Consider the following 25174-nt stretch of genomic DNA (forward strand, 5'->3'; position numbering starts at 1 on the left):
TGAACGCAGATTTCAAAATCGGCAAGTTAAGGCTTGCTATTCGCTGCCTGTCTTTTTTGGCAGTACAACTTCATATTTCGAGGGTTTTTCGTTGGCAGTCAGCAATCTAGAGATGCATGCGTTGTTTGTGTTGGGTGACCTGCGAGCGCGTCTGGTCAAACTGTTTCAATCCCGTTTCGTGTATGTCGCCGAGAAGTCGGCTGAAACTTTTTACATGGCCGAAATCGATACCGAAACCGCATTGGTCGTCGATGACAAACCGGGCCTGAAGTTGAAGGTAGGCGATCATTTCACTGCGGCGGTACTTGCCAGCCGTGAAGGCGGGAAGTTCGAGATCAAGTTCCGCGATGTCAAAATGACCATTTATGGCATTGGCGACTATGCCTATGTCAGCTCGCCGCAAGGCGAAGGCATTGTGTTCAAGGAAGGTCAGCGGGTGATGCTGGTGTTCGCCGCCAATGAAAAACCGGCCACCGGCCTGAGCAAACCCCTGAAGCTGGTCATAGGCAAAGTGGCGAAGTGGCGCAAAGATGAATTGACTTTCAAGGCCAGCAAAGAGTGACAGTGCCACGCGGCGAATTTCATCGCCAGCATCAAGAACAGGCAACGGCCAAGGCTGTTGAACTGTTGGCCCGGCAGCCCGAGATGGGCAATGGTTGGCTTACGTGGGTCGCCGGGCAGTTGTACACGCTGCGCCCGGCAGAATACGCAAGCATGGTGCGTCGCGAGCTGGCACGGCTGCAGGACGCACCCTGACTGGCAGGTTCAGCGTCGCTCCCTGGGCATCCCGAGGGCGCGTTCGGCAATGATATTGCGCTGAATTTCGTTGCTGCCGCCGTAGATGGTGTCGGCGCGGGTGAATAAAAACAGCGACTGCAGGCGTGTCAGCGCATAGGGCGCGCCAGCCAGCAGCTCGGCTTGTGGCCCCAGTACGTCCATGGCCAGCTTGCCCAGTTCAAGGTGCCAGGTGGACCACGCCAATTTGTAGATGGTCGCTTCGGGGCGCAGGCTCCCGTCCTGCGGGCCGGACAACATGCGCAACGAGTTGTAGCGCAACACGCGCAAACCGCTCCAGGCTTGCGCAATGCGCTGGCGCAGAACCGGATCTTGCGCCGCACCATTGGCCTTGGCAATGCGCACCACCTCGTCCAACTCATTTTGAAACTGCATCTGCTGGCCCAGCGTTGAGACGCCGCGCTCGAACCCCAATAGCGCCATGGCGATTTTCCAGCCTTCGCCGGGCTGACCGATCAGGTTGTCTGCCCCCGTGTGCGCCTGATCAAAAAACACTTCGTTGAATTCACTGGTGCCGGTCAATTGTTTGATGGGTTGCACCGTGATGCCTGTCTGGGCCATGGGCACCAACAAAAACGACAGACCGTGATGACCCTGGCTGGCGGGCTCGGTGCGCGCTAGCACAAAACACCAGTCGGCTTCATGGGCCAGCGATGTCCAGACTTTTTGCCCGTTGATCAACCATTCATTGCGCTGCGCGTCGAAGCTGGCGCGGGTCTTGATGTTGGCCAGATCGGAGCCCGCGCCGGGCTCGGAGTATCCCTGACACCAAAACTGTTGACCGGCCAAAATCGGTGGTAAAAATCGCTGCTGTTGCTCCGCTGTGCCGAAGGCCGCCAGCGTCGGCCCTACCAGGCCTTCGCCGATATGCCCCATGCGCCCAGGGCCGCCAGCGCGTGCATATTCTTCGTAAAAGATCACTTGCTGATTGATGCTCAAACCCTGGCCGCCGTGTTCAGTAGCCCACCCGGCGCCAATCCAGCTGCCTTTGGCCAGCTCTTGCTCCCAGCGTTTGCGCAACTGCGGGGCAAAATCCTCATCGCCCGGTCCGCCGCGAAAACGCAGAATGCTGAATTCACCGCTCAGGTGCTGTTGCATCCACTGCGCCACGTGTTGACGAAACTGTTCGTCTTTCGCGCTGAAGCCAATATTCATGCCTGCTCCCCGAAGATCTGTCTGGCCAATTGCTCGCGATGGAAGGCGGGTGATCCCCACAATTGTTCACTGGCCCGCGCGCGCTTGAAGTACAAATGCGGGTCGTATTCCCATGTGAATCCCACCCCCCCATGCAATTGAATCGACTCGCCCGCGCATTGAAAGAAACCTTCGCTGGCGTGAATTTTGGCCGTGGCGGCGGCCTCAGCCAGTTGCTCGCGCACGTGAGGGTCTGCATCGATGTTCAGGCACGCATCAGCGATGCACGCGGCGTAGTAACTGGCCGAGCGTGCGCATTCAACGGCCAGCATCAGGTCGGCGCAGCGGTGTTTGATGGCCTGAAAACTGGCAATGCTTCGCCCGAATTGCTGACGTTCGGCGATGTACGCCAGCGTCATGTCGAGCGACTGTTGGGCGCCGCCGGTTTGTTCGGCCGCCAAGCCCACGCAGGCAAAATGCAAGGTGTCGCGCAGCAGCGCCCAGCCCTGGCCGGGTTCGCTGAGTAGCTGCTCATCGCTTAATACGACGTTTTCAAGGGTGATGCGGGCCAGGCGACGGGTCTGATCCAGGGTCGGCAAGGTTTCTCTGATGAGCCCCGGTGTATCGGCAGGCAAGGCGAATACGCGAATGCCGGCTTCCCCGACGCTGCCCGGCGTGCGGGCCGCAATGATCAACAAGTCGCAATCGGCGCCGTCGATGACATTCAGGTACTCGCCGCTGAGCTGGTAGCCGCCTTTATGAGGCGTGGCATACACCACGATGCTGCTGTCGTCCCAGCGTTGAGTGTTGGTGTAGCTCAGGCTGGCGGTGATCTCGCCGGCTGCCATCAACGGCAGCCAGTGAGATTTGAGTGCCTCGTTACGGCTCAGCAACAAGGCGGGGAGCGCGAGGCAGCAAGTGGCATAGAACGCAGAGGGCAGCAGGCAGCGCCCCAGTTGTTCCTGCAACAAACAGACCTCAGCAAACCCTAATCCCAATCCACCGTAGAGTTCTGGAATCGCCAGGGCTGGCCAATAGAGTTCCTGCGCAATCTGCGTCCAGGTGTGTGGGTCTTGACCGCGTTCACTGGCCATGGCGCTGCGTACGGCATCGGAGCTGGCGACCTGCGCCAGAAAGCGCTCCGCAGACTGTTGGATCATCCGCTGCTCATCTGTCAGGGCAAGCTGCATACCGGCTCCTTATCCTAATTATTGCATTGAGGCGGCCAGCATGAAGTTGCGTGATCCACGCGTAAACCCTGACCCGGACTAGTCCGTTTGAACCCGACAAACCAGCACAATCAAGGTGGCGTTGTGTCAAAGATCAATTGCACGCTGCCGTAATAGTCCCCCGGCTCAAAACCCGCGGCAGGGGGCAGGGCGTCAATGCGCACCGGCACGCGTATGCCGTGGTAGGCATCCGCCGCAGAAACGACAAGGGTGTCGGATAACGTCAGGACTTGCTTATTGAACGTGACCTTTAGCCCAAACGTACTACGGCCATTAGACAGTACGGGTTCATACCCCAAACGGGCTGTCATGGGGTCTGATGAATTGATCATGTCGAACTGTGTCCGCAAGGGATCCAGCGTCGCTGTGGCGAGATTCCAGGGCATGCGTTGTTCATGCTGAAGAAACTCGGGGTCCGCCGGGATGGCATAGAAATCAAAGGTCGGGATAGTGACGCTGATATCAAACCGGTGTTCATCCCGGGCTGCATAAGCAAAGGATGTGCACATAGACAGGGCTGCCGCGGTGAGCAGCGCCGCCGGTAAGCGGAGCTGGCGCATCAGCGTTTGACCTCGATATTTTTTTGCGCATGGCCTTCCACCAGCGTGAATCGGTAATGCCGCCCTGACTGTTTGTCGAAGCGCAGCGTACGTCCCGGCAGAATGTGGGTCTTAGTGGTGGGGTTGCATTGCAGCATGTCGTTCGCAGCGCAGTCCTTGAATTCGTCGACCACAATCACGCTGTTGCCTTGGTTGCGCAGCAGGTAGTGTTTCGCTGTGTTTTCAATGTACGTATCAAAGTGGGTGTTTTCAGGCCTGACAAAAAACACGGTGCCGTAACCGGCCAATACATTCACGCCTGCCGACAGGTTTTTTTTATAGTCATTGGCCTGGTCGGCAGACAATGCGAACTCGTCTTCTTTTTCGGGTACAACAGGTATGAAGCGCACGCGAAAGTAGCGCTCCTGATCCCGTGGCCCCATGAACAAAAGTCGTGCGCCTTGTGTGCCGTTGGGGGGCACGATCAAACGCGAAGGGCTGGACATCAAACCATTGCGTGCACGTCTGTCTGTGTGGCTCTTGACCTCGACTTCTTCGCGGGAACCGTCCGCTTTGTAAACGATCTCCTTGATTGACACCCGGATAAAGGCGGTACTATCACCCCCATTGAATACGCGTTTCAAGTACGTGCTTTTGTCCCCGTCCATATAGTCATACACCATGCCCACATTAATATTGGGACCGGCCAACGTGTTCAGTGAAATGAGCCAAATACTCAATAGGCCCGTGAGTGCTCTGATCATGCTCTTGTTCTCAAAAAGTGTGTGGCGTGAGTTTTTAAACTTCAGAATCCCAAATGACCGTGACGCTTCCTTTATAGGTGCCTTCTTGAAATAACATCTCGGCGACGTAGGCGTTGTCTATTTCGAAGTGCAATGTTCCCGGTTTTCGATCCACGTATTGAGTGGGTTCAAACATCTCGGTGCCTACACCGCTCAACAATAACGGCTGGCGATTAACAGACGCGCCATTGGCGTGTCGTAATCCGTTGGGCAGTGACACAAATAAATTGACGGGCACTGCATGTTGCGAGCCGTTACTCAGGCCGCAGGTATCGCCGATAACACGCTCGCAGGCCAATTGCATTTTGAAACGTGAACTGGCGTACACTAGGAAGGTTTGATCGCGAAATAATGTTTCGGGCCTGCGCCCCGCACGCCAAAGTTGCCAGCCTCCTTTGGGTTCAAGAACGATCTGGTTGCCACCGGGAGGAAGTTCAATCTTCATGACGTGTTTGACACTGAGTGAAAAATTCAATGTCAGTATCGGGTCGTCGGGCAGGAAGTTATCGCCCATATCAAAATCCTGACGGGGCCCCAGGGTATAGGTAATGCTGCCGGTGTAGTCGCCGGATGACATACTCAGTGGATTCGGGGTGACCAGTTCATAAGAGAAGTCAATGTAGTTAAATCGCATCCACGGAATAGGGTATTTGGGCGACTTGCCACAGCTGCCACCCTGACTGGGCATCTGCCAAAAGAAATCAAACGAGTCAACGGTATATAAACTGCCATTCATCAGGCGGGCACACGGCGCTGGCGCATTTCCCCAGTTGCCGCCATTCCAAAGCACATTGTGTGCCTGCCAGGGAGACCCGGCGCTGCCCTCGACCAGTGACATGACAGCAGCAGTTCGAACCGAAGAACCCAAGCCATTAATTCGGACCTTGACGGTTTCTACTTCCCCCGTCTGGTTATGGGTAACCGTTAATGAACGCCACTCTGAAGGCGCGCTGACCATTGCACCTTGTCGGGGGTCTGTATGATTGGCCGCGATGGGATTAATTGAACTGAAGAATGTTTTAATTTTTAAGCTTTTAATGCCCTTTGCCTCACAGGCGGCCGGGTACCATTTGCAATAACCACCATTGTTGGGCGTTAAATTCTCAAATACGTTGTGCTGAGGGTTCGACGGGTCCGGTTTGAATTGGGCACTAATGTTCATCTCAAGCGCCGCCGCCGGAATGAGTGCCAGTAAACAGCTGAGCGAAATAAAGCAGCGAATGAGCACGGTTTTAATAGGCCGCGTCAGGGACGACTGTAGGCCAGGGGTATGGCCTGTGTGATTTATATGTGTCTGTGGTTTCACCCTGTAACCTCACCTTTATTGACAGGCTGCGCCAACGTATCGGGATGGCAGCGCAGGTCGCCGATCTCCACGACATCATTTAATGACGACCGTTTATTGGTATTGATACGGAACATGCACAGCACACGATCACCCTTGCGTACCTCCAGTGTGGGGGCCTGTTTATTCAACTCCATGGAAAAGAACCCATCCACTTCACTGACGCCACGGCTTGCGTGATTAATGATGTGATGACCTTTAAGCGGATGGCCCGAGGGATCAATCAGACGGCCAAGTACCGTGACGGTTTGCAGCACATTGATTGTTTGATAGCCCACCCCCCCTTTATTCAAGTGATAGCGCGTGCGTGCAGGTGCAATCGTGGCCGCCGGAGCGTGGTTGCCTTCGAAGTCGAAACTTAATGAACTGTTTTTATAGGCAGTCAGGGGTACGAAGTTACGCCCCGCACGCAATGTTGTACTGCTACCGCTGAGGTCATCCGCGCGCAACAGGATGTCTTCTACATCGCTTACCACGTCGACAATCATGCCGGAGCCCTGACCCTGATGCTGGCGGGTGATGACCGTTTTGCCTCCCCCGGCAGCGAATGTGCTGTCCAGGTTAAGTCCACCTGTCAGGTTGCCTTTGTAGGACGAGCGTTGGACAAATCCGTCTGCATCCAGGGTGTCGGTCTGAAAGCTGGCGCGGCCGGCCAACCCCACCCCGTAGGTATCGGCGGACGCTGTTGCCGAAACACTTTGCAGCACGTGGCCGTTTACGTCCTTGCTGTAGGTGACCGATGCATTGTTGTCGCGTCCCCCGTCACGATCGGAGCGGCTGCCAACGCTGGCAGACCAGCGCTCGCCCGGAGCGCCGAGGGCCAGGCTGAAGGTCAAGTCAAATCCTCGATTGCGGGCTGCACCGGAGCTCACACTGGCGGGTCGGTCAAATAAAGAAAACCGCCAGTTACCGTCGCTGCCAAACCAATGAGCCACTTGTGTCCAGCCCACATCCAGGCCCATGCCTTCGGTGTAACCCTGGCTGTGGGACACCCGGGCACTCAGGCTGCTTTTGGGGGTAAAGCGGTGGTTCAGTGCGAGGGATGAGTTGCTGGTTTGGCCAACAAACACTGAGCGCTGTCGAATGCGCGTACCGTCGGGCAAGGTTTCATACGTTCTGCGGGTATCCAGCCAGCTGCGGGTATGGTTGAACACCAGGCTGCCGTTGCCATAGTTGTAGAGTCCGTTCAGGTCAATGCCGGTGCCATAGTTCTGTGTCTCGTACACATTCGCGTACAGATTGGCGTTGTTCGCGATGGACCAGTCGAAGGAGGTGCCCAGTTGCAGATTTTGTTTCACCTGACGCCCTGACCCTCCGACCACAAGCCGAGGGTGCAACAGGTAATTGAATGCGGCCCCGGCGGTCATGTCGCCGCTGGCTTGCTCCTCTCAATTACTCAGCAGCGTACTCTCGCGCCCGGCGAAAACGTTGTACCGCCAGCGCTGGTCGGGGTTGCGCCAATTGTTGGGTTTGTAGATGAGTTCCGGGGTGGTGCTGGTAACGCGTCCGTCCTCGATCAGGCGCACTTGCACTTCATATATCCCCCCTGGGAGTGGGCGGGTGTCCAGACTTTGCAACCCGGCGTTGACCATCTGGGTGTTAATCAGCACGCCGTTGCGGTAGATCTCTACTGACGCCTGACGGTTAGCGGTGACGTAGACCGGATAAATGCTGGGTTTGGGCATTGAAATAGCCAGGCTGTCTGAGCTGCCATACATCACGCCCAGGGCGGTGTCCGGAGTGGCGCCGAATGTACGGATCTGGCGAGTCAGGCCTTCGGCGCTCGGGGTGAAATAACCCAGGCGTAAAAAGTTGCCTTCCAGCTCGCGTTGCGTAAACGCTTCATAAACAGCGTGATAAAGCGTGCTGTCTTCAGGGTCGCCTTGACGGGACAATTGCAAGTTGAAGCCTTGGGACCAATTGCCCAGGCTGCTGCTGGCTTCCACTGCCAACCGCCCGTTGAGGTGTTCATCCTGTCCTGCGCTGAGATTGAGCTGGTTGCGCATAATCAGCCCCCGGCTTCCCTGGGCAGGCAGTTTGTAGTAATGGCTGATTCGACTCTCGCGTTCTGCGCGTTCGGTTAGCAGAGACACGCGTGAATTTTCAAGGTCGTAATGCACGGCCAGCAGTCGCTCCGGGCATTCGCCCGTGCAGTTGCCCAGTTGCACTCCCTGTTTAAGGTAATTGGCCCATAATTCACGTTCGTCGAGGGACAGTGGGCTGCTTGCATGCTCGGTGAATTCGAGCAGGGTAAGTCGATCATCGCGTGTCAGGACGATCATTGCTTCTCCCACCTGTTGTTGATCGCGTTCGATTTGAACGGCCAGCGGAACATCAAATAAGTGTTCCTCGAAGTCGGCAGGCAAGCCTTTGGCCTGAGCCAGCAGACTACGTGGGGTTGTGCCGGTTGCCGGAGGAGCAGCAAACGCAGACGTGCCGAAAATCAAGGCAAGCGCCGCCGCGATGGGAGTCATCGGTAACATTCACTTATTACTCTGATTGCAGGCAATTTAAGCGCCCCGCAGCGCCCGGATGGACTCCGGGCGCAGGGCATGAGCAACGCCGTCATGCCACGGGCAGTCGGTAGTTACTGCGTGACGACGCGGGGGACGTTGTCGAAGATCACGGTGTACGACGCCGTGTAGTCACCGACCTGGCCGTCCTGGGGCTTTTCGGCTGTGATGACGAGGTCTGCACGGGCCCCGGGAGTTGAGGTCGCATCGTCAACCACTTCTTGAGGCGACGCCGTCAGGGTGACGCCGTTGAACGTTGTCTTCAGGGCGATGTTCTGGGTCGGGTTGCCGTTGAACAGGTTGGCCGGGCCTCCTTCGATGTAAGCGTGAATGGAACCGTCGGTATTTTTGACGTTGAATGGCTGGCTCACGCTGCCCAAGGTGCCGTTGATGGGGTTGTAGTGCAGGGTTTCATCTTTACCGAACTGAGGGTCGTGCGGCAGGACGAAGAAGGTTTTAGTCGGGATGGTTGCCTTGATGTTGATCAGGCTGCTGGCTTCACCAGCAGCCTGGGCAACGGTGGAACCAACGGTAAGGGCAAACAGGGAGACAGCCACAATTTTCTTCAACATGTTTGAAATCCAGTGATGAGTAAAAGTGAAGTGCACGAAGTCACCGCATGTTTAAACACACGCCATTGGCCGTAAGGTAGGCGGCGGGTATAACAACAGTCTCAACTTTGAAGTAGTCAAGGGCGGTGAACTTAAAGTGCGGCGAGAGTATTAACTAACTTAGTTAGGTTGCCTATAAATCTTTGAGTGGTTTTTTTCTTTTCGTTGCGTAGTGCGCATCCCTTTATGTTTGTATGAACTTTCTGGTTGAATACGATATTTCGATTCTGTACGCAATAAAGTTGTTATTTATCAATGAGATGGCTTTATGATTTCTGATTGATATTGCTCGTGATGGCGTCCTTCAGCTTGTATGGGGCGTGGGGAGCGTATTTTTAATGATTGATTTGCGTTATATCGCGTGGAAAAGTCCGTGTAATAGTTTAAAGCTTTAAGGAAGTTATATCGTGGCGAGGTTAAGTAAGCTGTTTTTTGGATGGGCGTTACAAGTGTGGCTTGAGTTGTGTTTTAAGGTGTGTTTTATGTGGCGTTTTTAACGCAAGGGGAGAGGAGTTATGGTCGGTCATTATAAGGAGCGGCAAGGGGAGAAAAGCCCTGATGGATTTGAAAGGCGCGCGGTTCGCGAGCGCGGTATTCGAAGTCCGCGTGTATTTGCTCCGGGTGATTTAAAACTTTTGATACTGGCGATGATTGCTGAACAGCCCTGTCACGGGTATGACCTGATCCTGCAAATAGAAGGGTTGTTTGAGGGGGCCTACAGCCCCAGCCCCGGAGTGATTTACCCCACACTGGCCCATCTTGAGGCGGGGCAACTCGTTGATGTCAGCGTTCATGGTGGCAAGAAGTGTTACCGCATTACCGATGCCGGGCGCTTTTCATTGAGTCAGCAAACGGTGGCGCTCAATGGGGTAAGGATGCGTATGGATGTCAGCCGCCGGTCATTGTGCGGCCAGGACCGGCCAGCCGAGATTCATCAGGCAATTCACAATGTGCGCCATGCCCTGCAACTCCATCATGGTCGCTGGAGCCCTCAGGAGATTCAGAGGGTGCATAACCTGCTCAACAACGCGGCGAAAGCCATCGTCGACGGCCAGTAATCATTTGCTGCCGCAGCGCGAGTGCCCGCGCGCTGAGCGCCTGCGGCAGTGGCCAGAAAGCCGCTGTACAGAGGGTATGTTTAGTCTCAACGGACGATGATCCTCACTGTCTGCGTTCCCATACTGCTCCCATGCCTTCGCCACCTCAGGAGCACATGTGAACAGCGCAATCTCTACCGCATTTCACACCAGTATCGACGCGGGAATCGCTGAACTGGTGATCGACCGGCCGCCGGTCAACGCGCTCAACAGTCGCGAGTGGCGGGAACTGGCCAACACCCTCGATGCCCTTGGGCAAAACCCCGACGTGCGAGTCATCGTGATCCGCGCACAAGGGCGCGGGTTTTGCGCGGGTGTCGACATCAAGGAACTGGACGCGCACCCGGAACTGATCGTTGACGTCAACGCGGGCAATTACGCCACGTTTAAAGCCGTACACCGCAACCCGGTGCCGGTGATCGTCGCGGTGCATGGTTTTGTCTTGGGCGGCGGCATCGGGATTACCGGCGCCGCTGACATTGTGGTGGCATCTGAATGTGCCACATTCGCCTTACCAGAAGTCGACCGCGGCGCCATGGGCGGCGGTGCGCATTTGCAGCGTCTGTTTCCGGTGCAAAAAGTGCGTTACCTGTTTTTTACGGGCGACAAAATCGGCGCGCTCGAGGCGCAGCAGTACGGGTTTATCGAGCGCGTGGTGCCTCGCGAACAACTGCGCGAAACCGCCTTGCAGATCGCACGCGCCATCGCGAGCAAAAGCCCCGCCATGATCCGTATCGCCAAAGAGGCGCTCAACGGCATCGAAGACGGCAATCTGGAAGATAAATACCGCTGGGAGCAGGGGTTTACGTTGCAGGCCTACACCTGTGCGGATTCCGCGGAAACCCGCCGTGCGTTTGTCGAAAAACGCGACGCTACGTTTTGAGGTGCTGACGATGGATCTGACGTACTCCCCGCAACAAAACGCCTTTCGCCAGGAAGTGCGCGACTGGCTCGCCGCGAATGCGCCCAAGGCCCCATTGGCCAGCTATGACACCCGCGAAGGTTTTGAGCAGCACCGCCAATGGGAAGCCACCCTGTTTGAAAACCGGCTTTCGATGGTCATGTGGCCCACGGCGTTGGGTGGACGTGGCTGTGACCTGATCGAGTGGCTGATTTTTGAAGAAGAGTATTACGGCGCCGGAGCGCCCATGCGCGTCAACCAGAACGGCCAGTTGCTGTTGGGCCCGACGTTGATGGAGTTCGGCACCGAGGCGCAAAAGCAACGGTTTCTGCCTCGCATGGCAGCCAGTGTCGATATGTGGGCGCAAGGCTGGTCGGAACCTAATGCCGGTTCCGACATGGCGGCCATTACCAGCAAAGCCACACGCGATGGCGATGGGTATGTGCTCAACGGTCAAAAAACCTGGTCCACCCGCGCCATCTTTGCTGACTGGCTGTTCGGACTGTTTCGCAGCGACCCGACTTCGAGCCGTCACCACGGGCTGTCATTTGTCATGGTGCCGCTCAATGCACCGGGGGTGACGGTGCGCCCGATCAAGGCACTCAACGGGAAAGACGCGTTCGCGGAAGTGTTTTTTGATGATGTGCGCATCCCCCTGGAAAACCGCATCGGCGAGGAAGGGCAGGGTTGGCATGTGGCAATGGCCACCGCCGGATTCGAACGGGGCTTGTTGCTGCGTTCCCCGGCCCGCTTTCAATACACCGCCCGAAAACTGGTGGAGCTGTACCAGGCCAACCGCGAAAGCGCCGACCGCGATCCGGGCCTCGGCGAGGCCGTGTGCAAAGCCTGGATGGACGCGCAAGCCTATGCCTTGTCGGCCTATCACACGGTTGGACGGCTGAGCCGTGGTGCACAGATCGGCGCTGAGTCGAGCACCAACAAAATCATCTGGTCGGAGCTGGACCTGCGCATGCACGAAACGGCCCTGCGCATTCTGGGCGCCCAAGGCGAGCTGACAGGACCTGCCAGCGATGGCCATGACTGGCTTGAAGGCTTCCTGTTCGCTCAGGCCGGGCCGATCTACGCCGGAACCAATGAGATCCAGCGCAACATCATTGCCGAGCGCATGCTCGGTCTGCCGAAGTGAGGGCGGGTATGGACTTTACCTTTAGCGACGACCAACTCACCTTCCGCGAAGCCATCAGCCGGTTTCTGATGACGGAAGCCGCGCCGGAAATGCTGCGTGAAATCTGGGAGACCGACGTCGGCCGCTCCCCGGACCTGCGCAACAAAATTGCCGACCAGGGCCTCACGGCGCTGTCGGTGCCGCAAGCGTTTGGCGGGTTGGACATGGACGATGTGGCGTGGTCCCTGATGACCCAGGAATTGGGTTACTACGCGATTCCTGATTCGCTGGCCGACACGGCTTACGTGGCCTGCGCGCTGATTGCCGGGTTGCCGGACAGCTTGTTCAAGCGAGGCGAATGGCTGGCGGGTATCGCCGACGGCAGTTTGCGGGTTGCCGTCGGGCACCCGGTCAACCCGTGGGTAGCCGACGCCGGGCATGCTGACTTGTTGCTGTTGGCCCATGACGACGAAGTGCATGCCGTACCGCGCTCGCAGGTCGATGTGCAGCACCACACCAGCATTGATGCCTCGCGACGTCTGGGGCAGGTCAGTTGGCAGCCGAGTGCCGCCACGTTAGTGGCCGAGGGTGAATTGGGTCGCACCTTGTGGGCGCAAACACTCAGCCGCGGCGCATTGTCCGTGGCGGGGCAACTGTTGGGGCTGGCCCAGCGCATGCTGGACCTGTCGGTGGATTACACCGCCCAGCGCAAGCAATTCGGCAAACCCATCGGCAGTTTTCAGGCCGTCAAACATCATCTGGCCGATGTGGCCACGCAACTGGAATTCGCCAAACCCGTGCTCTATCGCGCGGCTTATGCGCTGGCACATGGCCAGAGCACGGCACCCGTGTGGGTCTCTCAGGCGCGTCTGGCCTGTTGCGAAGCCAGCTGGCTGGCGGCCCGTCACGGCATTCAGGTGCATGGCGCCATGGGCTACACCTGGGAAGTCGACCTGCAAATGTTCATGAAGCGCGCATGGGCGCTCGACAGCGCATGGGGTGATCGCGCCTTGCATAAAGCCCGGGTGGCAGCCCATGTACTGAGCGGCGCGCCCTTGGGCCCCGGCCATACCTTCGAGGATTAAACAATGCCCCAAGCCTACCTTGTTGACGCGCTGCGCAGCCCGACCGGCAAGCGCAAAGGCGCGCTGGCCCATGTGCATGCCATCGACCTCGGCGCCCATGTACTCAAGGCGCTGGTAGCGCGCAACGCGATACCCGCCGACGAATACGATGATGTGATCTTCGGCTGCGTCGACACCATCGGCTCGCAAGCCGGTGACATTGCCCGCACCAGTTGGCTGGCGGCGGGTCTGCCGTTGAATGTGCCGGGCACCACCATTGACCGGCAATGCGGTTCATCGCAACAGGCCCTGCACTTTGCGGCGCAGGCGGTCATGAGCGGCACGCAGGACGTGATTGCCGTCGGCGGCGTGCAAACCATGACCCAGATTCCGATCTCCTCCGCGATGCTGGCGGGTCAGCCGCTGGGGTTTAGCGACCCGTTTTCCGGCAGCAAGGGCTGGCAGGCGCGTTTTGGCAATCAGCCCGTGAACCAGTTTTACGCTGCGCAGCGCATTGCCGATCACTGGCAGATCAGCCGCCAGGACATGGAAGCCTATGCGCTGGAAAGTCATCGTCGGGCGCTGGAGGCAATTGCCGGCGGCCGTTTTGCAGCGCAAATCGTGCCTTGTGAAGGGTTAGTGGACGACGAAACGCCACGTCACACCAGCCTGGCCAAAATGGCCGAGCTCGAACCGGTGGCTGCGGAGTTTCCTTCCATTACCGCTGCGGTTTCCAGTCAGACCTGTGATGCGTCGGCCGCCCTGTTGGTGGTCTCCGAAGCCGCGCTAAAACGCTACAACCTCACCCCGCGCGCGCGTATTCATCATCTATCAGTGATGGGCGATGACCCGATCTGGCACCTGACTGCGCCGATTGCCGCCACCCGCGCTGCGTTGAAAAAAGCGGGCATGCGCATGGATGAGATCGACGCGGTGGAAATCAACGAAGCCTTCGCCTCGGTGGTGATGGCGTGGGCCCGCGAACTCGATTACGACCCTGCACGCACCAATGCCAATGGCGGTGCCATTGCCCTCGGTCACCCGTTGGGTGCCAGCGGTGCGCGGCTGATGACCAGCTTGCTCCATCAACTGGAATGCACGGGCGGCCGTTATGGCTTGCAAACCATGTGCGAAGGCGGCGGACAGGCCAACGTGACGATTATTGAGCGTCTTTAGGAGCAGAGAGATGGCGATTTGTGAAGGACGTACCGTGATTATCACGGGGGCGGGCGGTGGCTTGGGGCGCGCTTATGCGCTGGCGTTCGCGCAAGAAGGCGCGAATGTGGTGGTCAACGACATTCGTCAGGAAGCCGCCGAGCAGGTGGCGGGAGAAATCCGTGAGGGCGGCGGCCAGGCCATCGCCAACGCTGACGACATCACCACGGTTGCGACTGCGCAGCGCATTGTCGATGCCGCGCTGGCAGCGTTTGGCGATGTCCATGTGTTGGTCAATAACGCTGGCATCCTGCGCGACCGCATGTTTATCAGCCTCAGTGAAGAGGAGTGGGACGCGGTGATGCGGGTGCATTTGAAGGGGCACTTTTGCCTCGCCAATATTCTGGGCAAGCGCTGGCGGGATCAGGCTAAAGCCGGTCAGCCAGTGGCAGCACGCATCATTAACACCAGCTCGGGCGCCGGTTTACAGGGCTCGGTGGGGCAATCCAATTACAGCGCAGCCAAGGGCGGGATTGCCGCGTTGACGCTGGTGCAGGCCGCGGAACTGGCGCGCTACGGTGTGACGGCCAACGCGTTGGCGCCGGCAGCACGCACGTCCATGACTGAAAGTGCGATGCCGGACGTGGTGAAAAAGCCCCAGGACGGCGGCTTCGATGCCTGGGCGCCGGAAAACGTGGCGCCGTTGGTGGTGTGGTTGGGCAGCGCGCTGTCGGGTCACGTCACCGGGCAGGTCATTGAGAGTCAGGGCGGGCGCCTGTCGTTGGGCGACGGTTGGCGTACCGGGGTGACCCGGGACAAAGGGGCGCAATGGCGGCCAGAAGAGGTCGGGCAAGCGCTGGATCAGATCCTTGTCGAAGCGCCCAGGCCGCAACGGGTGTGGGGAAGCTGAAATGTTGAAACCTTACACAAGAGAGTCACAACCATGAAACAGGCGCCTCCCTATGTTCCCGGCCACCAACTGCTGGCCGGCAAGTCCATTCTGATTACTGCCGCCGCAGGCGCAGGGATCGGCTATGCCGCCGCCAAGCGTTGCGCTGAAGAAGGTTGTCGCGCGTTGATGATTTCCGACATTCATCCGCGTCGCCTCGAAGAAGCCGTTGAACGCCTTAAGGCCGAAACCGGGTTGCAGGCGGTGTTCGGGCAACTGTGCAACGTCACAGTAGAAGCCGAGGTGCAAGCACTGGTCGCTGCTGCCGAAGACGCGCTGGGTGGTGTCGATGTGCTGATAAACAACGCCGGGCTCGGGGGGCAGGTGCGCCTGACGGACATGACCGACCAACAGTGGTCATCGGTGCTGGATATCACCTTGACCGGCACCATGCGCATGACCCGCGCCATGTTGCCGTACATGGAAAAACGCGGCGCCGGGGCCATTGTCAACAACGCTTCAGTACTGGGCTGGCGGGCGCAGAAAGAACAGGCGCATTACGCCGCCGCGAAGGCCGGGGTCATGGCCCTGACCCGTTGCAGCGCCCTGGAAGCGGCCGAAAGCGGGGTGCGTATCAACGCCGTGGCGCCGTCGATTGCCTTGCATGATTTTCTAAAGAAGGCCTCCAGCAATGACCTGCTGGAACAACTGGCCAGTCGCGAAGCCTTTGGCCGTGCCGCCGAAGTGTGGGAAGTGGCCAATGTCATGGTGTTTCTGGCCAGTGATTACGCCTCGTACATGGTCGGTGAAGTGTTGCCGGTCAGTTCGCAACAAGCCTGAGGAGCCGCGCATGAGTACGCTGTTTAACAGTGCGCAGCAGTTGCTGGCGGCACAGGGGCAGGATTTGGGCCGCACTGACTGGCTGCTACTGACCCAGGAGCGCATCAACCTGTTTGCCGAAGCCACCGGCGATCATCAATGGATTCACGTCGATCCCGAACGCGCTGCAACGGGACCGTTCGGGGCCTGTATCGCCCACGGTTACTTGACCCTGGCGCTGGCCAACCTGTTTATGCCCCAGCTCATGCAGTTCGCCAACCTGGCCATGGGCGTGAATTACGGCAGCGACCGCTTGCGCTTCCCGGCCCCCGTCAAGGTGGGCTCGCGGGTGCGCGGCCACGGAGAAATCCTGCGTGTTGAAACACTGGGCGACACACTGCAAGCGGTGGTGCGCATCAGTGTCGAAATCGAGGGTAGCGATCGCCCCGGTTGTGTGGTGGACACCATCAGCCGTTACACCTTCAACCCTCTTGAACAGTGAGCCTGTGCATGAATGCCAATGATGTCGTGATCGTTTCCACTGCCCGTACGGCGTTGACCAAGTCGTTTCGTGGTTCATTCAATGACACCGAGGCGCCCGTGCTCGGCGGCCATGTGGTACGCGCCGTGGTCGAGCGTGCGGGGATTGAACCGGGCGCTGTCGGGGACGTGATCATGGGTGCGGCGGCGCAGCAGGGCACCCAGGGCTACAACATCGGGCGTTTGTGTGCCTACACCGGCGGCTTGCCCGACACGGTGCCTGGCATGGCGATTGATCGCATGTGCGCGTCGGGGTTGATGAGCATCGGCCTGGCGGCCAACGGCATCCTGGCGGGCGACCTTTCGATTGCCGTGGCCGGGGGCGTCGAGTCGCTGTCGTTGACGCAAAACAAATACAAAAACACCTACCGGGCGCAGTCCGAAGCAGTGCTTGAGTGCATGCCGACGGCGTATATTCCGATGCTGGAAACCGCCGAGATTGTATCCACGCGTTACGGCATCAGCCGCGAGGTGCAGGATGCCTATTCGCTGCAAAGCCAGCAACGCACGGCTGCAGCCCAGGCCGCAGGACTGTTTGCCGATGAAATCGTGCCGCTGGCGGCGCGCAAGCTGCTGTTTGATAAAGAAGGCAAGCCTGCTGGCCACCAGGACGTAGTGGCGGACCGCGACGAATGCAATCGCCCGTCCACCACGCTGGCCGATTTGGCCGCGCTCAAACCGGTATGGAAAGACGGTAACTGGGTGCAACAAGGAGCGTTCATCACTGCGGGCAATGCGTCGCAATTTTCTGACGGCGCCTCGGCAGTCCTTTTGATGAGCCGCGCTGAAGCCCGGCAACGCGGGATTGAAGCATTGGGCGTGTATCGCGGGATGGCCGTGAGCGGCTGCGCGCCCGAAGAAATGGGCATCGGCCCGGTGTACGCCATTCCCAAACTGCTCAAGCGCTTCGGGCTGACGGTTTCGGACATCGACCTGTGGGAAATCAACGAGGCGTTTGCCTGTCAGGTGGTGCATTGCCGGGACGTTCTGCACATTCCCAACGAGCGCCTGAACGTCAACGGTGGTGCTATTTCCATCGGGCATCCATTTGGCATGTCGGGGGCTCGCATGGTGGGGCATGCCTTACTCGAAGGCCGTCGTCGCGGCGCCCGGTTTGCCGTAGTGGCCATGTGCATTGGCGGCGGGATGGGCGCGGCGGGGTTGTTTGAACTCACCTGAAACAGCCTCACGTGCGGGCCGGGCGGTGTCAGGATCATCCGCCCGGCGCTCAGCCTGCGCCCGCCGAGATGGCCTACAACCCGCCATTAGCACGCCATTTACGGTATAACCCCTCATTGCTTTATTTTGAGGTCAACCGGTTATGCGATCCCCGTCACAACGGCCGCTGTGGCAGATCTACCTGATTTTTCTGGCACCGATGGTGCTGTCTAACTTCCTGCAAAGCTTCTCCGGCACGCTCAATGGCATTTATATCGGGCAGATGCTGGGGACTCAGGCGCTGGCGGCTGTGTCGGGCATGTTTCCGATTGTGTTTTTCTTTATTGCCCTGGTGATTGGCTTGGGCGCCGGGGCATCGGTGTTGATCGGGCAGGCCTGGGGCGCGAGCGAGACGACGATGGTGAAGAAAATCACCGGCGCCACGCTGACCCTGGGATTAGTGATCGGTTTGCTTGCGGCGGTGGTGGGCAGTCTGTTTGCGCGGCCCGCGTTGCTAGGCTTGGGCACGCCGCTCGATGTGCTGGACGATGCCGTGGCCTATGCGCGCATCATGATGTTGATCATGCCGCTGCTGCTGGTGTTTATCCTGTTTACTCAATTGTTGCGCGGTGTCAGCGACACCGTGTCGCCGCTGTTGGCGCTGATGGTGTCCACGGCCGTGGGGCTGTTGTTGACCCCAGCACTGATTCTCGGCTGGGCCGGTTTGCCGCGCATGGGCATTCAAAGTGCTGCCTACGCCGGTTTGGCGGGTAACGTGCTGGCGATGCTCTTCCTCGGGCTGCGCTTGCGCTACAAAAACAGCGTGATGGCGCCGGACCGTGAGCTGTGGGCCGCACTGCGCCTTGATCGTGCCATCTTGGGCAAGGTGTTGCGCATCGGTTTGCCGACCGGTGTGCAGATGGTGGTGCTGTCGCTGTCGGAGCTGGTGATTCTGGCGCTGGTCAACAGTCACGGTTCGCAGGCCACGGCCGCCTACGGTGCGGTGACGCAAATCGTTAACTATGTGCAATTTCCGGCGTTGTCGATCGCCATTACTGCCTCGATCCTCGGCGCACAGGCCATTGGTGCGGGCCGTCTGGAGCGCATCGGGCCGATCCTGCGCACCGGGCTGCTGATCAATCTGTGGCTGACTGGCGCTCTGGTAGTGGTGGGCTATGCGCTGTCGCACTGGCTGCTCGGCTTGTTCATTACCGATACCGATGCGCGGGTGCGGGCAGAACACCTGTTGCACATCATGCTCTGGAGCATTTTGTTTTTTGGCTTTCAGGCGGTGGTGGGCGGCATCATGCGCGCCAGCGGTGTCGTGCTGGTGCCCATGGGAATCACGATTTTCTGCGTGCTTGGCGTGGAGTTGCCAGTCGCGTACCTGCTGGACGCGCAGTTTGGCCTGCAAGGGGTGTGGATGGCTTTCCCGATTACGTACCTCACCATGCTGGCCTTGCAAACCGCCTACTACCGCCTGGTGTGGCGTCACAAACAGATCCAGCGCCTGATCTGATCTGCCGCGTGATGGGTGGCCGTTGCCGACTGTAACGGCCACCCGCGCTGATTCAAACCCTCCTTCCAGACAGCTAGGCCATTTGGACGATGTGCCTGTGACTGACCAGTCCGATGATCGGGGCCAGGTTCCAGCGACCTCGCCGCTGAGTTCGCCAGAGCACCCACGACTATAAAAAGAAGAGGACTGGCCGCATGCAATTCGCCCTGCAACTGCCTCGTGTGACGAGGTCTCGACCATGCGCTCGATAATCGGTTATCTGGTGTGCCTGATCGTCGCGGCCACCATCGGCTTTACCTTCGCCCCCCGCAAAACCCTGGACGTCGCCGCCGAGCCACTGCGCCCGGATCGCCTGCAAATCAACGGCATGCTCTACCTCGACCAGCGCGTGGTGGCGGTGGGGGAGCGCGGGACGATTTTGCTCAGCAATGATCAGGGCGTGTCCTGGCAGCCGGCGACGGTCCAGCCGCAGCGCGACCTGACCCTCACAGCAGTGGTGGCGTTGGCGGATGACAGCTTATTGGCCGTTGGCCATGACGGCTGGATTCTGCGCTCCGCCGACCGGGGCGCTCAGTGGCAGGAGGTGCGTCACGACAGCGAGCTGGGTGAACCGCTGCTGGGGATCTGGAGCGCAGGCGGCAAGCACGTGTTGGCCTTTGGCAGCTTCGGCAAGTTCTATCAGTCCGACGATGATGGCCGCACCTGGCAAACCGCCGCCTTGAGCGTGGACAGCGCTCACCTCAACGGCATGGACGGCGGGCCGGACGGCCGGCGCATGCTGGTGGGCGAACAAGGGTTGGTGATGCGCACCGACGACGCGGGCCAGCACTGGGAAACCCTGCCGCCGTTCTACAACGGTTCTCTGTTTGGCGTGGTGCGCTTGAACCCGCAGCGCTGGGTGGCCTACGGCATGCGTGGCCATGTTTTTGTGACGCAGGATTTCGGTCATTCCTGGCACCAGGTGGCAGTGGGCAACAGCTTGCCGCTGTACGGCCATGCGCTGTTGCCCAATGGTGAGGGTGTGCTGATCGTCGGCGCAGGCAGTTCCATGGTGCGCCTGGATGGCCAGGGCCAACTGGTCAGTGCCACGCGCCTGTCGGGGCTGGGGACATTGACCTCGGCCGTGCTGGTGGGGGCCAACCGCCTGTTGGTGGGCGGTGAACGCGGAGTATTCCAGGGCACGGACAGCAGCGTTGCTGCGCGAGCTCAATGAGAGGCGCTAAATGAACGTTGCTAAATCCACTGTCACGCGCATGGTCGAGCGCACCGCCGACCTGTTGATCCACTGGCGCAAGGCGCTGCTGGCGCTGTTTGTATTGCTGACGCTGGCACTGGGCTACAGCGCCACGCACACCCGTCTCGACCCGGGCTTTAACAAGCAGATCCCGGTGCGCAACGAGTACATGGTCAACTTCCTCAATTTCAGCCAGTACTTCACCGGCGCCAACCGCTTTTTGGTCAGCGTGCGCTGGAAGGGCGAGGGCGATATTTACAACCGCACCTTTCTCGAAACCCTGAATAAAGTCACGGATGACGTGTTCTTCATCAATGGCGTCAGCCGCGCCAGTGTCACGTCACTGTTCACGGCCAACGTGCGTTACATCGAAATCACCGAAGACGGTTTTTTCGGGGATGTTGTGGTGCCCCCTCGCTTTACCGGCTCGGACGACGACCTGAGTCAAGTGCGCAGTAATGTGGCGCGTTCCGGGCAAATCGGCAGGCTGGTGGCCAATGACCTGAAGTCGTCGATGGTACGGGCCGACTTGCAGGACCTCGACCCCACGACTGGCCAGTCGGTGTCGTATGCCGAGGTCGCGCAGCGCCTTGAGGACATTCGCAGCAAATACAGCAACGACGAGATTGAAATCAATATTGTCGGTTTCGCCAAGCTGGTGGGCGATGTGGTCGAGGGCCTGAACACGGTTATCGGCTTCTTCGTGATTGCCTTCGTTATCACCGGGCTGTTGCTGTGGTTGTATTCGCGCTCGTGGCGCCTGACGCTGGTGGCGCTGGTGGTGGCCTTGCTGCCGGTGGTCTGGCTGTTGGGCCTGTTGCCCCTGCTGGGTCTGGGCATCGACCCGATGTCGATTCTGGTGCCGTTCCTGATTTTCTCCATCGGCGTGTCCCATGCGGTGCAGATGACCAACGCCTGGAAACAGGACGTACTGGCTGGCAGCTCCTCGGTTCAGGCGGCGCACAGTGCGTTTTGCAAGATTTTCATCCCCGGCTCGCTGGCATTGCTGATGAATGCCTTGGGCTTCGGCGTGATCATGCTGATCGACATTCCCATCGTGCATGAGTTGGGGGTGACAGCCTGTATTGGGGTGATGCTGATGATCATCACCAACAAACTGATGCTGCCCATCATCCTGTCGTACCTGACCCTGGAGCGCAGTGCCCTGCGTCAAGGCTTGCAGGCCCGCGGCAGGCATGCCTTGTGGTGGCGCCTTTCAGCACTGGCCGAGCCGCGCCCGGCGATGGCCGTGTTTGCGGTGAGCTTGATGCTGCTCGGCATCGGCGCCTATAAAGCACGGGATCTGGCGGTCGGCGATATTGGCCTTGGCGCGCCGGAACTGCGGGCGGATTCGCGCTACAACCAGGACAATCAGAAGATCATCAACAGTTACTCCATCGGTCTGGACGTGATGTCGGTGTTCGTGCAGGTCAAGGGCATTGAAGAAGGTTGCCTGGCACCTGAGGTGATGCGCGCTGTCGAGTCGTTTGACTTCCAGATACGCAGCGTGCCCGGTGTGCAGTCGGTGCAGAGCGTGGCCGGCATGAGTAAAAACGTGATTGCCGGCAACAACGAAGGCAACCCGCGCTGGTCAGCGATCCCCGGTTCTGAACGCGGTCTGAGCCAAGGCGCGCGCGCTTACATGCCGGACGACGGTCTGGTGACTGAAGGCTGCCAGCGCATGCAGATCCTGGTGTTTCTGACCGACCACGAAGGCGCCACGGTAAGCCACGTGGTCGACGAAACCAAGCGCATCATCGCCAGCGTGCAGGGCCCACACGTCGAGTTCCTGCTGGCGGGGGGCAATGTCGGGGTCATGGCGGCCTCCAACGATGCGGTCAAGCAGGCCGAAGTGGTGATGCTGGCGGCCCTGTTTGGCTCGGTGGCGCTGTTTTGCTGGCTGACGTTCGGCTCGTTTCGCGCAGTGCTGTGCATTCTGGTGCCGCTGGCGATTGTCGCTATTCTGTGTAATGCGCTGATGGCCACGCTGGGCATCGGCCTGAAAGTCGCAACGTTGCCGGTGATGGCATTGGGGGTCGGGGTCGGGGTGGATTACGGCATTTACCTGTATGAGCGCATCCAGCATGAAATGGCCGATGGCAAGGACCTGCGCACCGCTTTTTATGAAGCCATGTGCCAGCGAGGTACTGCGGCGGTATTTACCGCGCTTACCATGTCCATCGGGGTCTGCACCTGGGCGTTTGCCCCGTTGAAATTCCAGGCCGACATGGGCGTGCTGCTGTCGTTCATGTTCCTGGTCAACGTGCTGGGCGCGATCTTTCTGCTGCCGGCGCTGGCGGCCTGGTTCAATCTCGGACGGCCGCTGGTCAAGGTCAAAAACGCTGCCAAAGAGCGCGCGTGCGGGCATTACCCGCTTAAACCCAGCGTCGCTGCCAAGGACATCACAAACCGGTAAAACACAGGGCGGCCCGGGATTGCGATCCGTTCAGGATTAACGCCACACTGGGCCCGCTTTGCACGGCGTAACGGATTAACTGACAGGCGCTGCGGCGTCGGTCGGCTGGCAACAATAACAATAAAAAAGGGCAGGTCTTGAACTGCGCCCATTGCGAGGAAACGTCCATGGATACAGTGACCTTGAACCATCAGACCCTGGCCAGCCTGGGACTTGAATTGACTGATTACGATCACATGGTCGGCAGCTTTTATGACGGCGCGCTGGACCCGAAAATCATGGGGCGCACCTTGTGTGCCGTCAGGACGATGTTCAAGGCCAACTACGCGACGCTGATTTTACGAGTGCCGGACCAGCCCGACCTCGGCCTGATGATCGTGGCGGGGGACATTGAGGGCGAGGGCGAGCTGACCTACCAGACCTACCCGCAAACCAATACCCCGTTTACCGGGCAGGCGCTGGATCAGGTGTTCACGGTCGAAGACATCATGAGCGAGGCCGACTGGGTCGCCTCAGCGTATTTCAAGGCCTACTGCGGGCCGCAGAACGTGTACCACGTGATGGGCGCCGATATTTCCACGCCCGATGGCGGCAAACTGCGCTTTCGCATTACCCGACCCAAAACCTCACCGGCGTTTTCAGCGTCTGAACGGGCACTGTGCAGCATGTTTCTACCGCATTTACGCCGCGCGCTGCACATGCACAACCTGTTGGACCGCAGTGAGTCCATCAGCGAACTGTATTCCCAGGCCATCAGTCGCCTGTCGGTGGCCACCATCGTGCTCGATGAGACGGGCAAAGTTTTGCGCCTGAACCCGGTTGCCGAAGAAATCCTCAGCAGCGCCGACGGCCTGAAGTTGGTGGGCGGGCGTCTGGAAGCGACGTACCCCAGTGACAACCGCGAGCTGCAGCGACTGGTCAAACACGCCTTCAGCGCCGAAGTGCGCGACGGTGGCGTGACGGCGGACGCCATGTCCGTCACCCGGCCATCGGGTCAGGTCAGCCTCGGGGTGGTCGTGGAAGCGATTCCGTCGCTGGAGTGGGCCGAGGGTAAAAGCAAGCCCGCTGCCGTGGTGTACATCCGCGACGCAGTGGGCAAGTCGCTGGCCAGCGAAGTGGTGACCAAGCAGCTGTTCAACCTGACCAAGGCCGAAACCGCCCTGGCGATGGAGCTGGCCAATGGCTTGTCGCTGGAAGAAGCCGCGGAAAACCTCAATATTCGGCGCAACACGGCCCGGGCGCACTTGCGCTCGATCTTCTCCAAAACCGGCGTGCGGCGTCAGACCGAACTGGTGAGGATTTTGCTGAACAGCGTGGTCGCGTTGGGAAAGCCCAAGTGCGCCTTGCGAACGCCTGACAAAGTGGTGGTCCCGGCTCCGCAACTGGCACGTTCTGTACGACAGACCGCCTGACGCTTCTTAAGCCAATAGACGCAGAGGTTGAAACCGCCGTCTGTTGATCGTCCATCGGGCCACCAAGGGCCTGTACTTATCGAGGAAGATTTTATGCCAGTGACAGCTGTCAGCGGCTCCGCGTCCGGGATCGGGGCTGCCGTGTGTGAGGCATTGCGTGCAGCGGGGCATCGCATCATCGGGATCGACCGCGCACAGGCTGACGTGATTGCCGATTTGTCCAGCAAAGCCGGCAGGCAACAGGCGGTAGCGCAGGTCCTGGAACAGTGCGGCGGGGTGCTGGACGGGCTGGTGTGTTGCGCCGGCCTGGGGGTCACTGCGTCATCCAGCAGCCTGGTGTTGGCGGTGAATTACTTTGGCGTCAGCGAATTGCTGGAGGGACTGGCCGATGCATTGTCCAAAGGTGCTCACCCGGCCGCGCTGGTGATCGGCTCAGTAGCCTCGACCCATGCTGGCGCTGATCAGCAACCCATGGTCACGGCCATGCTTGCTGGGGATGAAGCCCAAGCGCTGGAGCTGGCCAACACCTTGGCGCAGCCCCACATTGCCTATGCCAGCTCCAAATATGCTGTCACCTGCGATGCGCGCCGCAAAGCCGTGCGATGGGCCGCACAGGGCATACGCTTGAATGTGATTGCTCCGGGCGCCGTGGAAACACCGCTGCATCAAGCCGCCAAAGACGACGCCCGGTTTGGCAAAGCCGTGCGCGAGTTTGTAGCGCCGTTGGGGCGTGCCGGAGAACCGGCTGAAATCGCCCAAGCGGTGGCCTTTTTACAATCGCCGCAGGCCAGTTTCATCACCGGCAGTGTGCTATTTGTCGACGGCGGGATGGACGCCATGGCGCGTCCCCAACGATTTTGAGCCCAAGGAATTCC

22 protein-coding genes and 1 pseudogene are annotated in these 25174 nt (G+C 59.2%); 16 read left to right on the forward strand and 7 right to left on the reverse strand.

The genetic code is table 11. The features are described from left to right. Positions 1-91 precede the first annotated feature (91 nt). A complete protein-coding gene (locus CJF39_RS10555; protein ID WP_170942670.1) occupies positions 92-562 on the forward strand; it encodes a hypothetical protein in 471 nt (156 codons plus the stop codon). Then, a complete protein-coding gene (locus CJF39_RS10560) occupies positions 559-756 on the forward strand; it encodes a hypothetical protein (protein ID WP_094993371.1) in 198 nt (65 codons plus the stop codon). The genes CJF39_RS10555 and CJF39_RS10560 overlap by 4 nt, the downstream gene beginning before the upstream one ends. 9 nt (positions 757-765) lie before the next feature. Here the strand turns inward: CJF39_RS10560 and CJF39_RS10565 are convergent, their stop codons facing one another. The 7 genes and pseudogenes from CJF39_RS10565 to CJF39_RS10595 form a co-directional block, all read right to left on the reverse strand. Continuing rightward, entirely contained in the window at positions 766-1950 is a 1185-nt protein-coding gene (locus CJF39_RS10565; protein ID WP_094993372.1) for an acyl-CoA dehydrogenase family protein, read from the reverse strand. Further along, positions 1947-3119, reverse strand: a complete 1173-nt coding sequence (locus tag CJF39_RS10570; protein ID WP_094993373.1) for an acyl-CoA dehydrogenase family protein — start codon at positions 3117-3119, stop codon at positions 1947-1949. The genes CJF39_RS10565 and CJF39_RS10570 overlap by 4 nt, the downstream gene beginning before the upstream one ends. Positions 3120-3229: 110 nt before the next feature. Then, positions 3230-3718, reverse strand: a complete 489-nt coding sequence (locus CJF39_RS10575; protein ID WP_094993374.1) for a hypothetical protein — start codon at positions 3716-3718, stop codon at positions 3230-3232. Continuing rightward, positions 3718-4458 carry a molecular chaperone gene (locus tag CJF39_RS10580; protein ID WP_432760239.1) on the reverse strand — a complete coding sequence of 247 codons (741 nt, stop codon included), beginning with the start codon at positions 4456-4458 and terminating at the stop codon, positions 3718-3720. Before CJF39_RS10580 ends, CJF39_RS10575 begins: the two co-directional genes overlap by 1 nt. A 37-nt stretch (positions 4459-4495) precedes the next feature. After that, positions 4496-5662: a hypothetical protein gene (locus tag CJF39_RS10585; RefSeq protein WP_249275347.1), complete on the reverse strand. Its 1167-nt coding sequence runs from the start codon at positions 5660-5662 to the stop codon at positions 4496-4498. Between the two features lie 140 nt (positions 5663-5802). Further along, positions 5803-8328: pseudogene (locus CJF39_RS10590) on the reverse strand (TcfC E-set like domain-containing protein). A gap of 104 nt (positions 8329-8432) precedes the next feature. Next, positions 8433-8930: a CS1 type fimbrial major subunit gene (locus tag CJF39_RS10595; protein ID WP_094993377.1), complete on the reverse strand. Its 498-nt coding sequence runs from the start codon at positions 8928-8930 to the stop codon at positions 8433-8435. A gap of 554 nt (positions 8931-9484) precedes the next feature. Here CJF39_RS10595 and CJF39_RS10600 point away from each other — a divergent pair. The 14 genes from CJF39_RS10600 (at position 9485) to CJF39_RS10665 (ending at position 25160) form a co-directional block, all read left to right on the forward strand. After that, positions 9485-10027 carry a PadR family transcriptional regulator gene (locus CJF39_RS10600; protein WP_094993378.1) on the forward strand — a complete coding sequence of 181 codons (543 nt, stop codon included), beginning with the start codon at positions 9485-9487 and terminating at the stop codon, positions 10025-10027. Between the two features lie 169 nt (positions 10028-10196). Next, a complete protein-coding gene (locus CJF39_RS10605; RefSeq protein WP_094993406.1) occupies positions 10197-10949 on the forward strand; it encodes an enoyl-CoA hydratase family protein in 753 nt (250 codons plus the stop codon). Positions 10950-10959: 10 nt separating this feature from the next. Beyond that, on the forward strand, positions 10960-12114 hold the full coding sequence (locus CJF39_RS10610; protein WP_094993379.1) for an acyl-CoA dehydrogenase family protein: 1155 nt from the start codon (positions 10960-10962) through the stop codon (positions 12112-12114). A gap of 8 nt (positions 12115-12122) precedes the next feature. Beyond that, positions 12123-13178, forward strand: coding sequence for an acyl-CoA dehydrogenase family protein (locus CJF39_RS10615; RefSeq protein WP_094993380.1), 1056 nt, complete (start codon positions 12123-12125; stop codon positions 13176-13178). Between the two features lie 3 nt (positions 13179-13181). Continuing rightward, positions 13182-14333: an acetyl-CoA C-acetyltransferase gene (locus CJF39_RS10620; protein WP_094993381.1), complete on the forward strand. Its 1152-nt coding sequence runs from the start codon at positions 13182-13184 to the stop codon at positions 14331-14333. Positions 14334-14343: 10 nt separating this feature from the next. Then, a complete protein-coding gene (locus CJF39_RS10625; RefSeq protein ID WP_094993382.1) occupies positions 14344-15222 on the forward strand; it encodes an SDR family oxidoreductase in 879 nt (292 codons plus the stop codon). A 33-nt stretch (positions 15223-15255) separates the two neighbouring features. Beyond that, the gene (locus CJF39_RS10630) at positions 15256-16041 is read left to right on the forward strand and encodes an SDR family oxidoreductase (RefSeq protein ID WP_094993383.1); all 786 of its coding nucleotides are present in this window, start codon (positions 15256-15258) and stop codon (positions 16039-16041) included. Between the two features lie 10 nt (positions 16042-16051). Beyond that, positions 16052-16522, forward strand: coding sequence for a MaoC family dehydratase (locus CJF39_RS10635; protein ID WP_094993384.1), 471 nt, complete (start codon positions 16052-16054; stop codon positions 16520-16522). Between the two features lie 8 nt (positions 16523-16530). Continuing rightward, complete coding sequence (locus CJF39_RS10640; RefSeq protein ID WP_094993385.1) at positions 16531-17739, forward strand: acetyl-CoA C-acyltransferase; 1209 nt, start codon at positions 16531-16533, stop codon at positions 17737-17739. Positions 17740-17881: 142 nt separating this feature from the next. Then, positions 17882-19237 (forward strand): MATE family efflux transporter, encoded by a 1356-nt coding sequence (locus CJF39_RS10645; protein ID WP_094993386.1) that lies wholly within the window; start codon positions 17882-17884, stop codon positions 19235-19237. 238 nt (positions 19238-19475) lie between these two features. Next, positions 19476-20450, forward strand: a complete 975-nt coding sequence (locus CJF39_RS10650) for a WD40/YVTN/BNR-like repeat-containing protein (protein WP_094993387.1) — start codon at positions 19476-19478, stop codon at positions 20448-20450. A 10-nt stretch (positions 20451-20460) separates the two neighbouring features. Further along, on the forward strand, positions 20461-22887 hold the full coding sequence (locus CJF39_RS10655; RefSeq protein ID WP_094993388.1) for an efflux RND transporter permease subunit: 2427 nt from the start codon (positions 20461-20463) through the stop codon (positions 22885-22887). Between the two features lie 167 nt (positions 22888-23054). Continuing rightward, the gene (locus tag CJF39_RS10660; RefSeq protein ID WP_094993389.1) at positions 23055-24299 is read left to right on the forward strand and encodes a helix-turn-helix transcriptional regulator; all 1245 of its coding nucleotides are present in this window, start codon (positions 23055-23057) and stop codon (positions 24297-24299) included. Between the two features lie 93 nt (positions 24300-24392). Beyond that, positions 24393-25160, forward strand: coding sequence for an SDR family oxidoreductase (locus CJF39_RS10665; protein ID WP_094993390.1), 768 nt, complete (start codon positions 24393-24395; stop codon positions 25158-25160). The last annotated feature ends 14 nt before the right edge of the window (positions 25161-25174 follow it).

Origin of the sequence: Pseudomonas lundensis, from assembly GCF_002269125.1 — a bacterium.
GTDB lineage: Bacteria > Pseudomonadota > Gammaproteobacteria > Pseudomonadales > Pseudomonadaceae > Aquipseudomonas > Aquipseudomonas lundensis_A.